The following is a 12,600-nucleotide window of genomic DNA, read 5'->3' as shown; positions in this document are numbered from 1 at the left end:
GGGCTGTTAAGCGGAATAGATAAATAAGTGTTATAATTCGAAGTAGATGTAGACTATGACTTTAGATTATAAACATTTATTTGAGGTGAAAAATTTGAAGACTATTAAAAGTAAATTGATGTTAGTGTATAGTGCGCTGGTAATTATGATAATAATCGTTGGTGGAATATCTGTGTCAAACATTTATTTTTTAGGAAAATCAATAGATGGATTAATTACTGAAAACTATAAAAGCATAAATGCTGCTAATAATATGAATGATGCTGTTGATGAGCAAGATAAAGCGGCACTCAAATATCTAATAGGAGATAAGCAGGAAGCAGCTGTTTTGTTCAATGAAAATAATGCTGAATTTAATAAATGGTTCTATTGTGAAAGATACAATATAACTGAAAAGGGAGAAGAAAATATTGTTGAAGATATAAATAGCAGTTATGTTGAGTTTACAAAGATGTTTTCAGAGCTTCAGCAAAAAGATAGTTTAGATGCCAAGAAGTTTTATGAAAGCAGTGTGCATTCACAAGTAACAAAGATTAAGGCTGATTTAAATAAGCTGTCAACCTTAAATGAAGATGCAATGTTTAGAAAAAGAGGCTCTACTAGTAAAAGAGCAGAGTATTCTACAGATAGTATCTTTGTAATCTTCGTAAGTGCAGCTATATTTGGGCTCTTTCTAGCGGTTATAATGACAAACAAATATTTAAACCCTATACATTCTCTCATTGCTACCGTCAAATCTTTACGTGAGGGTAATTTAGATAAACAGGCTCCAGTAATTAATGATGATGAAATAGGATTACTTGCTAGAGAATTTAATAATATGACTAGACGATTACATGATTTTGAGACTAGCACTAAAGGAACACTTTTGGCAGAAAAGAATAGATCTAATACAGTAATGAAAAGTATATCAGATCCGCTTATGGTATTGGACTCTAGTTTCAAGATTAAATTTATAAATAATGCCTTTGAGGACTTTTTTGAAATGGTAGAAGAGGATATTATAAATATGCATTTCTTACAGGTAGTTAAGAGAGTTGATGTATATGATTATGTATTTAGAATATTAAAGGAAGATCTTGAAGAGGATGGAGAGATTATTGAAATAAGTAAAGGTAAAAGAAACTACTTTTTTAATGTTACAGTTAGGCTGATAAAGGATAAAGACCAAAAGATTGACGGAGCTATAGTTTTCTTTAAGGATGTAAGTGAACTCAAGCATTTAGAAATGATTAAAACAGATTTTATAGGCACCGTTTCTCATGAACTTAAAACTCCACTTACTTCACTTATGATGGGGGTAGGACTTTTAAATGATAAAAAGTTAGGAGCGTTGAATGAAAAGCAAAATAGAATATTGGATACTCTAAAGGAAGATGTTGAGAAATTAAATGGTCTTGTAATGAATCTTTTAAAGATATCAAAGCTGGAAACCGATAAGGCTGCCTTTGATATGGAATCCTGTAATATGTTAGAGATAATTTATAAATCTATAAGTAAGTTCAAAAAGCTTATAGAAGGTAAAAAAATATCAATTTATTATGAAATAGAAGATAAGTTGCCAAATATAGTTGGAGACAGTGAAAAAATATCCTGGGTTCTTAATAACATAATTTCTAATGCAATTAGATACACTGAGAAAGGTTCTATAACTGTTGGGGCTTATAAAGATGATAGTAATGTATTTATATACGTTAAGGATACTGGTAGAGGTATACCAAAGGAATTTATTGAAAAGATCTTTGAAAAATTTGTTAGAGTTGAGGGGTTTGAGGTTATGCCAGAGAGCACAGGCTTAGGACTTGCTATCGCAAAGGATATTGTTAAAGCCCACGGTGGAGATATATGGTGTGAAAGTGAGCTTGAAAAAGGAAGTAAGTTTATATTCTGTCTACCAGTAAGAGATACAGAGGATATAGGTTAAAAGAAATTTGTAATATAATTTTATTTCTTAATATACTCTAAATTGCCAAAAACTAAATTTATTGTGGTGGGTCAAGTATTTATTAGACAAATATATGTGTTTTTTAGTTAATAAAGGAGCAATAATGAAAAAAGTTCTAATTATAGATGATACGAAAAATATAAGAAATATGCTAAGGACTTGTTTGGAAATAAGAGATTACCAGGTAGTATTAGCGGAAAATGGAGCAAAGGCTTTAGAAATCATAGAAAGTCAAGGAGAGATAATAGATCTTATCTTTTTAGATATAAGAATGCCTGGCATCAGTGGTACTGAAGTGCTAAAAGAATTAAGAGGTAAAAATATAAACTGTGCTGTTATAATAATGACAGCCTTTGCAACAGTAAAAAATGCCATAGACTGCACTAAACTTGGAGCATTTGCTTATCTTCAAAAGCCATTTTCACCTGAAAGAGTTAACTCTGTCATAGATGAATTCGAAGATAGCAACAAAGCTAATAAAGATGATATAAATTGTGAAAAGATTGATCTTATTGAAGAAGTATATATAAAAGCTGCTAAAGAACAAATAGATATTGGTAGTTATGATGAAGCTTTTAGTAATTTAAAAAAAGCTTTAGCTATAAATCCCTATAATAAAGAAATTTATAAACTAATTAGTAAGGTTAATGAAGGTATAGGTGATTTGGAACAAGCTGTAAGGTTTAATAGTATATATGATATGTTTAAATGAATTATATTGAGCTAGGTTTAGAGGTATGTATGAGTAGTATTAAAAAAGGAAGATTAAAGATATATCTTGGTTATGCACCTGGAGTAGGGAAAACCTATACCATGCTAAAGGATGCCAATGAAATGCTCAAGGCAGGGGAAGACATTATTATTGGATATCTAGAAACTCACGGAAGGCTTGATACAGAAGAACAAATAAATGACCTGCCTATGGTACCAAGGAAAAAGATACAATATAGAGATAAGATATTTGAGGAATTGGATAAAGAGAAGATTATAGAAATAAATCCTAGGTATGTATTAATAGACGAGCTTGCTCATACTAATGTTCCTAGTAGCAAAAATACTAAAAGATATGAAGATATTGAGGAGATTTTAGAGTACGGAATAAATGTAATATCAACTTTAAATATTCAGCATTTAGAGAGCTTGAATGATGTGGTTGAAAGAATAACAGAGATAAGTATTAATGAAACAATACCTGATTATGTATTAAACTCTGCTGATGAAATAGTATTTGTAGATTTAACTCCAGATGCATTAATAAATAGGCTAGCTAGAGGGAAAATATACAATACCGAAATAATAGGTAGAGCCTTAAATAATTTCTTTAGAAAAGGTAATCTTACGGCTCTTAGAGAAATGGCACTAATTGAAGCATCTATGGGGACTAGTAAATACCTTAATGAAGGTATTAACCAGTTTTTTGGAGAAAAAGCAATAAAAAGGGACAAGGTAGTTGTATGCGTAAGCTCCAATCCTAAAGCTATAAATTTAATTAGAAGAGGAGCACGGATCTCTAAGGCTCTTAAATGTGATTTTATAGTAGTAGCTGTAGAATGTACTCATAGGTTTGCTCCAGGGATTAGTGAAAAAGATATAGAAATATTGGAGAAATATAGAAAGTTAACTATATCTGTTGGAGGAAGTTTTAAAATGCTTAAAGGTAATAGCATCTCCAAGGAATTAAGCAAATTTATTAAATCAATTGATGCAACTCAGGTTATAATTGGGAAAAGCAAAAGAACAAAGCTTCAGACTATCCTTAGAGGATCAACAATAAGCAAGCTTCTTAAATATTCAAGAAATGTAGAGTACCATATAATACCTTACTAAAATTCAATTTTATTAGCAAAAAGGTTCATATGTTTAGCGAAAGTTCTAATAACTTTAAGAAATGAAATATATAGGTATCATTTACGAAAACTCAATTTATGTATGTTTGGTAAATCCGGCTTCTGTGGATAAGATGATCCAGGATTCTGTGGATCATCATGCATATATAAATTAATAGTTAAAGCTGTTTCCCTATAGCGCTTGCTATATGAATAGATAAGCAGAAAATTAAAATTTAAGAGGTAATAGAATGTGCAGTAAGTTTATAAGAACAAGTCCGGAGTTAGCTTTAAAGATTGCTGAAGGTTCCTATCGTGGGAAATTGAAGATATTTTTAGGCTATGCTCCAGGAGTAGGAAAAACTTATTCTATGCTAAATGAAGCAAAAAGAAGGATAAAATATGGGCAGAATGTTGTCATAGGATATCTAGAAACTCAAAATAGAGCAGATACAGAAAAAAATAAGGAAGGAATTGAGCAGGTTCCTTTAAAGGAGATTAAATACAAAGGTAAGATATTTTATGAGCCTGATGTAGATAGAATAATACAGTTAAAACCTGAGGTTGTTTTGATAGATGAGTTAGCACATAGTAATCCACCGTCGTCAAAGAATAAAAAAAGATACCAGGATGTGCTAGAGATTCTCAGTGCTGGTATAAATGTTATAACCACTCTTAATGTGCAACATATAGAAAGCTTAAACTTTTTAACTACTAATATTACTAGGGTAGATGTTTCGGAGTTGGTTCCTTATGAGGTTATAGACAAAGCAGATGAGGTTATAGTGGTTGACTTACCACCAGAAGAACTAATAAAAAGATTTAGGGAAGGAAAAGTATTCAAGGAATACTACAACAGTAGAATTGAAAACTATTATAATAAGAATACTCTAAATGCTTTAAGAAGTATTTGCTTAAAAGCAGTAGCTGAGGAGGTTGATACAGATTTATATAATTATATGAAACAAAAAAATATAAATTTAAATTGGCATGTGGCAGAGAGAATAATGGTGATAATAGATTCAGAAGCTGCTTCTAGGAAATTAGTTGTTAGAGGAGAAAAGATGGCAGAAAGATTTAATTCTGAAATATTTGTTATTTATATAAGAGAAACTAACCTATTTAATCTAGGTAGTAGCAAGCTATCTCAACTAGAGCTTAGGCTAAAAACAATATCTGAAAGGGTAGGAGCCAAGTTTTTAGTTGTTGAGAGTAAGTCTTACATTAAGTCATTATGTAAATATATAAGTGAGAATTATATTACATTCGTAATTATAGGAAATAATATTTCGTTCAAGAAAAGATTTAGAAGTTATTTTAGAATGAAGATGCTTACAAGACTTATAAAAAATACAGAAGGTGTAGAATTTCATATAATCCCTAACTAAAGCTGTACCACTTCAATCAGAACACTATTTATAAAAGCTCCTCTGGGTTTTGAGAGGAGCTTTTATAAATATGAACTTAAGTATGAAGTGGTACATATAAAGATGTACCACTTGAATCCATAATAATAAAAAATAATTTGATTCGACAATATTCATGGGAATTTTTATTCAATATATCTTATAATAACCATGATGCACATTTTATGAATTAATATTCATTATAAAACTAAAGAGGATGGTATTTATTAGGGGGATTTAACCATGGGTAGTGGCTTTTTTAATGATGTAGAAAATATGGGACAACTTATAAAGAGAATTGGTATTGGAATATTACTGATATTAGTCTGTTTGTTATATTTATTTGGTATAGAGTTAATGGTAGATAAGCTTGTGGTAAACAATAGGCAAGCCCAAAGCTTCTTAATTTCTAATACTTTTTTAAACACGGCTATATATTCAGTGATTCCTGCAATAGTCATACTAACCCTGGTTTTGTATTTTGTTATTTTACGACTTTCCAAAAGATATGTGGTATATGAAATAAGCTTTGGAACAATAAATGAGATACCTTCAAAGAGTAAGATTGGTTCTTTTAGATACAATGTATGTTTTCTTATGATATTTGTATTTTTATCCACAGCGTTTCTTTATAGCATAAAAAATTATTATGAACTCTCACCTAACAAGATAATAAGGCATAATATCATTCAATCAAAAGAGATAACATATAGTTATAATGATATCGTATCTTGTGATATAAAAGCTAAGACAAGAGGGAGAGGTTATACAGATTTGGTGTATAATATAAATCTTAAAGATGGTAAGTCTTTTAATGCGGCTAGCACCATTTATAATGAAGGTGGTAGGTTAGATGCAATACAGGTTCTTAATGATATAATTACAGAAAAAAAGATTAAGAAGAATGTAGATAAGAATCATTATTATGGGCTTCTAGATGGTAAAAGTGAAAATGATTTAAAGATATATGAGAAAATATTTTCTGAATAAAGATAATGAAGAGGAAGTTAAAACAACTTCCTTTTTATTTTACTTATAGATGTACTACTTCTATCAAAAATCTATAAGATATTTTGATGAAAGTGGCTTATTTGTCTAGTGGATTAAGTGGAATATAATTCAATTCTGCTGGAGATAAAGCTAGTATTTTAATAACCTTATTTTTTGGCTGAACTGATATATATTTAAGGATAATGAAAAATTAGATTTATTAGTTAGAAACTTTACTACTGAATAAGTGAATACCACTTAAACCTATTATGAATGCAATAGTTGAGGATATGATGTCCCATCCAACAGGGATACCAGGAAATACTGCAATGAGAGAACCTAATACAAAACCGATTATTAGCATGTAGGCTTTGTTTGGATACTTATTTAAAAACTTTTCTATAAGTTTAGTGGAGGCTAGTGTACCAACTAATATTCCAAGGCCTATTGGAAGTAGAAAAGCGATATTTTGTGTGTTTATAGCTTTTAAAGTGGTTTCATATAAGCCTAAGGTTAAGAGCATAAAAGAAGCACTGATGCCTGGCAATATAAGTGCTATGGCAATTACTATTCCAGATATAAAAAGAAATAATAAATTTGAAGTTTCTTTACCTGAGGCCATTGTGCTAACTGTGTTTGGATCAGAGCCTAATAGAAAAACTATAGCAAATCCTAACAGAAGAAAAATAAAATCAGCTGTAGATTTTTTCACTTTTGTATTAGCTTTATTGTACAGCACTGGTAATCCACCAATTATAATGCCAATAAAAAGATATTGCATCATAGTAGGGTATCTACCTATAATGGTTTCTAATAATTTGCTTAAAAGACCTATCCCTATAAGTCCACCTAAACCAACCTGTAGCAAAAATAAGGAATGTTTTTTCCAGTCCGTAAAAAATGAACCCATGGCATGTATTAAATCATCATATATTCCTAAGATGATTGCCATAGTTCCTCCGCTAACTCCAGGTACTACCGTGGCTATTCCTATAAAGACACCCTTCAATATACTACTTAAATACTTCATTAAAACACTCCTTATAAAAAATATTTAATATGTTATTAAAGGTTTATATTAAACCTTTAAACAAATAGATTATACGATATACTTTGACTGTATGAAATAAGTTTTACGTAAATTTAACAAAGTAATTATTGGCTGGCATACTCAGCTAAGGTTGACATTAGAAATTTTTAAGAGTAAACTTTTAAAAGTGAACGGAGGTTTTCTAATGCAATATCAAAAGGATGAAATAAGAAAAAGCATAATAGAAGAGGCTATTAAGGAATTCGATTGTAAGGGATATAAATCGGCTTCAGTAAGAAATATAGCTAAGAATGCTGGTACTTCTGTGGGAAATATATATAAATACTTTGAAAGTAAAGAAGAGCTATATGAGAGTGTTATTGGTTCCGTTTACCACAAAGTTATGGATTATATAAGTCAGTTCAAAAAAGTAGAGCTAAATGATAAGGCTGAAGATATTTTTTATGATCTTTTGGAAAAGATAATGGAGATATTTGATGACAATAGACTTGAACTATCAATTCTTCTTAATAAAAGTGAAGGCTCAAAATATGAAAACTGTAAAACAACTTTTATAGATTTCATAACTAGAATTGTAACAGAAGTAATGGAATATGAACTTTCGCTTCAAAATAGGAAAATAAAAGATAATTTTATAATATATCTTCTTTCTTATAGCTTAGTTGAAAGTATAGCAATTATTTTGAAAGAAAAAAGTGAAAGTTATGTGGTTAGAAAGCTTATACTTGATCTGATTGACTTATTTTTCAAAGATGTTTTATCAAAACTTGAGTATGTAGAAATTTGTAGGGAACCTTTATAAAAAGTATAAATTAATAGTTGAAGTTGGTTCCCTATAATATGAAAATTATATAATATGCTTAAGTAAAGATGCCAGGAAAATGCAAAAGATGAAACTTTATATCAATGTATTAGAAGATCAAATTTGTTACTCTTATAGTATCCTTAAAGAAGGTTATTTTACCGAAGTTTTAAGTTAAAAGAGAACAAAGGTTCACAAATGAACATGGAGGGAATTCAATGGGGAATTTTATTGAGTTAAAGAATGTAAAAAAAAGTTATACCATGGGCGAAGTTGTTATTAAAGCAGTAGATGATGTTTCTTTCTCTATTGGAAAAGGAGAATTCGTCATTGTACTCGGTGCAAGTGGAGCTGGAAAGTCAACTATACTTAATCTTTTAGGTGGGATGGATCAGGTTACTGAAGGTCAAATTTTTGTTGATGGCAATGAGATAAGTAAATATAACACCAAAATGCTTACAAAGTATAGAAGAGAAGATATTGGTTTTGTATTTCAATTTTATAATTTGGTTCAAAATCTAAATGCGGTAGAGAATGTAGAACTAGCTGTGGAGATATGTAAAGAACCTATGAATCCAGTAGAAGTACTTAAAAACGTAGGTCTTGAACACAGAATTAACAATTTTCCTTCTCAGTTATCTGGAGGAGAACAGCAAAGAGTTTCTATTGCAAGAGCTTTAGCTAAGAATCCTAAATTGCTCCTTTGTGATGAACCTACAGGAGCTTTAGACTATAACACTGGTAAGTCAATATTAAAGCTTCTTTCTGACACCTCTAAGAAATATAATATGACTGTTATAGTTATCACTCATAACACTGCTATTGCACCTATAGCAGATAAGATAATAACTGTTAAAAGCGGGAAGGTTGAAAGTGTTAAGAAAAATGAGAATCCAGTACCAATAGAAAGTATCGAGTGGTAAATTATGAAGAAAACATTTTTTAAAAACTTATTTAGAGATATTAAAAAGACCCTTTCAAGATTCTTGTCTATAGTAGTAATTATAGCAGTAGGAGTAGCTTTTTATGCAGGTGTAAGAGCTACTAGCCCAGATATGAAAACATCGGCAGATGTATACCTAAATGATACTAACTTCATGGATTTTAAACTTATATCTACCTTGGGTCTTACAAAGGGAGATTTGGATGAAGTAAAGAAGCAAAAGGGAGTAATTGATGCTGAGGGAGCATACTCAATTGATGCTGTTATTGAAAAAGACAATCATGAACTAGTGTTAAACATAAATACTCTTCCTAAGGAAAATTCTATAAATAGCATACTTCTTACTAGTGGTAGAAGACCAACTAGTGCAAATGAAACTATTGTGGAAGAGAACTTCTTAAAGGAATATAAGTTTAAGCTAGGAGATAAAATTAAATTTGCTTCAGGTAACGATACAAATATTGAAGATAATCTAAAAAATGCTGAATTTGAAATCGTAGGGACCGCTAAGTCTCCAATGTACATTTCTGGTCAAAGGCAACTGAGCTCAGTGGGGAACGGCTCTGTAAAAGGCTTTGTGTACATATTGCCAGAAGTGTTTAAGAGTGAAGTATTTACTGAGATTTATGTAAAAGCAGATAAGGAAGTAGGCAAAAACAGTCTCTTAGATAACGACAAATATAAAGCTGATGTTGCTGATATGGATAAAAACTTTAAGGAGCTTGGAGTAGAGAGAAGTAAGGTTAGATATGCCGAAGTTATGAACTCTGCGGAAGATAAGTTGAAAGAAGCAGAAGATAAGCTTAACAGCTCCAAGAAGGAAGCAGCAGATAAATTTGCAGATGCTCATAAGAAGCTTGATGATGGAAGAAATAAACTTGAGCAAGGTAAGGTAGAGCTTAATAAAAATCAAGATATATATAATAAAAAGATTGCAGATGGACAAAAGCAGCTATCAGATGGGAAAAAAGCTATTAGTACTGGTGAAGCAAAGCTAAATGCTAGTGCTGCTGACATAGAAAATGGAAAGAATGCAATAGCTTCTGGCAGAAAGCAGCTAGATGAAGGCGAAGCTAAAATTGTTGCTGGAAAAAACCAGGCAGCAGCTTCTATAGCTTCTTCACTGGAAGCACAGCTTGCCACTTTAAAAACGAGCTTAGATAAAGACCCAAATAATGTGGCACTTTTAGCTCAATACAATGGGCTTAATCAAGCTTATAACACTCAAGTTAAAGGAAAAGATTTTGATTCAATCTACAACTTCCTTATTACCAGTGGTATGCTAAGTCAAATACCAAATTCACAAGCTCTAACTGGAAGCAAAACTCAGTTTGATGCTGGTATGAAAGAAATCTCAAGTAAAAGAAATGAAATCTCTGCTAAGGAGAGAACCCTTCTTGCGGGAGAGCAGCAGCTTATAGCAGGAAGAAAAGAACTTGAAGCTAATAAGATAAAAATATCTAAAGCAGAAGCGGATTTAGAAAAAGGTAAGACAGAAGGTATTACAAAGATAAATGATGCTAAAAAGAAGCTTGAAGATGGGGAAAAAGAGCTAAATGATAATGCTGCAAAGCTAAAGGAAGAAGAAGATAAAGCAAATACCAAGATAAAAGAAGGGGAAGAGGAGATTCAAAAGAATAGAGATAAATTGAAGGATATAAAAAATCCTGAATGGTATGTTCTTGGAAGGTCTCAGAATGTGGGATACGAAAATTACAGGCAAGACAGTGATAGAATCGATAACATAGGAAAAGCCTTTCCACTTATATTTTTCTTAGTAGCTGCACTTGTAAGTCTTACAACTATGACAAGAATGGTGCAGGAAAATAGAATTGAGATTGGTACCTTTAAGGCTTTAGGCTATTCAAGAGCCTCAATAGTTGCACATTACTTGATATATTCACTATCTGCCAGTTTAATGGGAAGTATTATTGGAATATCCTTTGGTTTCAGATTATTTCCTCCACTAATTATGAAAGCATATACCTCACTTTATGCTATACCTAAGGCAATAGCGCCATTTAATTTTAAGTTAGCTATTGAAGCATGCTTAGTAGCAATACTATTCACAACAATAGCGGCAGTTGCCGCCACTTTAGGTGAACTAAGGGAAGTTCCAGCATCACTTTTAAGACCAAAGCCGACTAAGTCAGGTAAGAAAATATTGCTTGAAAGAATTGCTTTCTTCTGGAAAAGATTAAGCTTTACGAGGAAGGTAACTGCAAGAAATATATTTAGATATAAGCAGAGATTTTTTATGACGGTAATTGGCATATCGGCTTGTACAGGACTTATGATAACTGGATATGGACTTAAGGATGGAATCATAGGTGCTGTTGAGAAGCAGTTCAATGAAATCTATATTTATGATATGCAAACTTCCTTGACTCAAAATATAGATAATAGCGAAAAGCAGAGCATAGAAAATAAAGTTATGAGTAATAGCAATATCAAATCTATTTTATTCACTTATTCTAAGAATGCGACAGTTAATAAGACTGATGCTTCTAAAGAAGATGCATATTTAGTGGTACCTGATAAGCCTTCTGAGTTAAATAACTATGTGAAGTTATCTATGAAGGAAAAGAAACTAGAACTTAAAGATGATGGAGTTATAATAACTGAAAAGCTATCTAAGCTTGTTAACAAAAAGGTAGGAGACACTATAGAAATAAGTGTCAACGATAAAGTTATAAAAGCTAAGATTTCAGATATAACAGAACACTACGTGCAACATTATATTTATATGAGTCCTAAGTATTATAGAAACCTTACGGGGGAAGATACAAAGTATAGCTCATTCTATGGACGTGTGAAAGATAAATCTCAAGAAAGTCAAAACAAAATAGCTGAAAGTTTTTCTAACATAGATAAGTTGGGGGCAACAAGTTTTAAGAGCAATACACATCTTGATTTTAACAAGAGTATGGATAGTATAAATTCAGTAGTTTTACTGCTTATTGCTTCAGCTGGAGTTCTTGCGTTTGTGGTAATCTATAATCTTACTAATATAAATATAAATGAAAGAAGAAGAGAGCTTGCAACCATTAAGCTTTTAGGCTTTTATAACCCAGAACTAGCAGCATATATATACAGAGAAAATATGATTTTAACGATTATAGGAAGTTTAGTAGGTATTGGAGTAGGTATATTTATAAACAGTTTTGTGGTATCTACTGCTGAAACCAATGTAATAATGTTTTTAAGAACTATAAAGCCTGTTTACTTTTTATATTCAATTCTGTTAACAATTCTTTTCTCTGTTATAGTAAATCTAGCTATGTATAAGAGATTTGACAAAATCGATATGATTGAATCTTTAAAGAATGCGGAATAAAATTGTTAACTAATTATTCTTAAATTAGTAATACTGTGTTAATAATCTGCTTATATAATAAAATTAATAAATCGATCGACCACACTTACAAATAAAAGAAAGCAGTTGGATTCCCCCATCCAGCTGCTTTTTGCTTTATACCAGATTATAAAAAATTGATGTTAAACTTCTGTATTATGAAAACTTTACTTATAAAACTTTTTATATTTCAAACCACTTTTATATGAAAACTCCCATAAGGTGGTACTTAATTATTTGCTAATGTACTCTTATACTATTGTTATAGATAGCTATATACAA

Annotated in this window: 9 protein-coding genes; 8 read left to right on the top strand and 1 reads right to left on the bottom strand. The window is 30.9% G+C overall.

Going from position 1 to position 12,600, the window contains the following annotated elements; genetic code table 11:
• Window positions 1-118: 118 nt before the first annotated feature.
• From C1I91_RS17465 to C1I91_RS17445, 5 genes are all read left to right on the top strand, one after another.
• Window positions 119-1,924: an ATP-binding protein gene (locus C1I91_RS17465; RefSeq protein ID WP_164880569.1), complete on the top strand. Its 1,806-nt coding sequence runs from the start codon at window positions 119-121 to the stop codon at window positions 1,922-1,924.
• Between the two features lie 124 nt (window positions 1,925-2,048).
• Window positions 2,049-2,657, top strand: coding sequence for a response regulator (locus tag C1I91_RS17460; RefSeq protein ID WP_128214020.1), 609 nt, complete (start codon window positions 2,049-2,051; stop codon window positions 2,655-2,657).
• Entirely contained in the window at window positions 2,654-3,772 is a 1,119-nt protein-coding gene (locus C1I91_RS17455; protein ID WP_128214019.1) for a universal stress protein, read from the top strand. The genes C1I91_RS17460 and C1I91_RS17455 overlap by 4 nt, the downstream gene beginning before the upstream one ends.
• A gap of 250 nt (window positions 3,773-4,022) precedes the next feature.
• Complete coding sequence (locus tag C1I91_RS17450) at window positions 4,023-5,159, top strand: sensor histidine kinase KdpD (RefSeq protein WP_128214018.1); 1,137 nt, start codon at window positions 4,023-4,025, stop codon at window positions 5,157-5,159.
• Window positions 5,160-5,420: 261 nt separating this feature from the next.
• Window positions 5,421-6,167: a hypothetical protein gene (locus C1I91_RS17445; protein ID WP_128214017.1), complete on the top strand. Its 747-nt coding sequence runs from the start codon at window positions 5,421-5,423 to the stop codon at window positions 6,165-6,167.
• 220 nt (window positions 6,168-6,387) lie between these two features.
• Here C1I91_RS17445 and C1I91_RS17440 read toward each other — a convergent pair whose 3' ends face one another.
• Complete coding sequence (locus tag C1I91_RS17440) at window positions 6,388-7,197, bottom strand: DUF368 domain-containing protein (protein WP_128214016.1); 810 nt, start codon at window positions 7,195-7,197, stop codon at window positions 6,388-6,390.
• A gap of 205 nt (window positions 7,198-7,402) precedes the next feature.
• On the opposite strand from C1I91_RS17440, the gene C1I91_RS17435 reads away from it, so the two are divergent.
• From C1I91_RS17435 to C1I91_RS17425, 3 genes are all read left to right on the top strand, one after another.
• A complete protein-coding gene (locus tag C1I91_RS17435; RefSeq protein WP_128214015.1) occupies window positions 7,403-8,020 on the top strand; it encodes a TetR/AcrR family transcriptional regulator in 618 nt (205 codons plus the stop codon).
• Between the two features lie 218 nt (window positions 8,021-8,238).
• Entirely contained in the window at window positions 8,239-8,943 is a 705-nt protein-coding gene (locus C1I91_RS17430) for an ABC transporter ATP-binding protein (protein WP_128214014.1), read from the top strand.
• Window positions 8,944-8,946: 3 nt separating this feature from the next.
• On the top strand, window positions 8,947-12,300 hold the full coding sequence (locus tag C1I91_RS17425) for an FtsX-like permease family protein (RefSeq protein WP_128214013.1): 3,354 nt from the start codon (window positions 8,947-8,949) through the stop codon (window positions 12,298-12,300).
• Window positions 12,301-12,600 lie beyond the last annotated feature (300 nt).

Origin of the sequence: Clostridium manihotivorum (assembly GCF_004015185.1) — a bacterium.
In the GTDB taxonomy this organism is placed as follows: Bacteria; Bacillota; Clostridia; order Clostridiales; family Clostridiaceae; genus Clostridium_AR; species Clostridium_AR manihotivorum.
This window is presented reverse-complemented; position numbering and strand designations above follow the sequence as displayed.

Bases quoted from the DNA above. Each gene is read 5' to 3' on its own strand.
- C1I91_RS17425 (WP_128214013.1), top strand. From the start codon at position 8,947: ATGAAGAAAACATTTTTTAAAAACTTATTTAGAGATATTAAAAAGACC.
- C1I91_RS17435 (WP_128214015.1), top strand. From the start codon at position 7,403: ATGCAATATCAAAAGGATGAAATAAGAAAAAGCATAATAGAAGAGGCT.
- C1I91_RS17430 (WP_128214014.1), top strand. From the start codon at position 8,239: ATGGGGAATTTTATTGAGTTAAAGAATGTAAAAAAAAGTTATACCATG.
- C1I91_RS17455 (WP_128214019.1), top strand. From the start codon at position 2,654: ATGAATTATATTGAGCTAGGTTTAGAGGTATGTATGAGTAGTATTAAA.
- C1I91_RS17465 (WP_164880569.1), top strand. From the start codon at position 119: ATGTTAGTGTATAGTGCGCTGGTAATTATGATAATAATCGTTGGTGGA.
- C1I91_RS17440 (WP_128214016.1), bottom strand. From the start codon at position 7,197: ATGAAGTATTTAAGTAGTATATTGAAGGGTGTCTTTATAGGAATAGCC.
- C1I91_RS17450 (WP_128214018.1), top strand. From the start codon at position 4,023: ATGTGCAGTAAGTTTATAAGAACAAGTCCGGAGTTAGCTTTAAAGATT.
- C1I91_RS17460 (WP_128214020.1), top strand. From the start codon at position 2,049: ATGAAAAAAGTTCTAATTATAGATGATACGAAAAATATAAGAAATATG.
- C1I91_RS17445 (WP_128214017.1), top strand. From the start codon at position 5,421: ATGGGTAGTGGCTTTTTTAATGATGTAGAAAATATGGGACAACTTATA.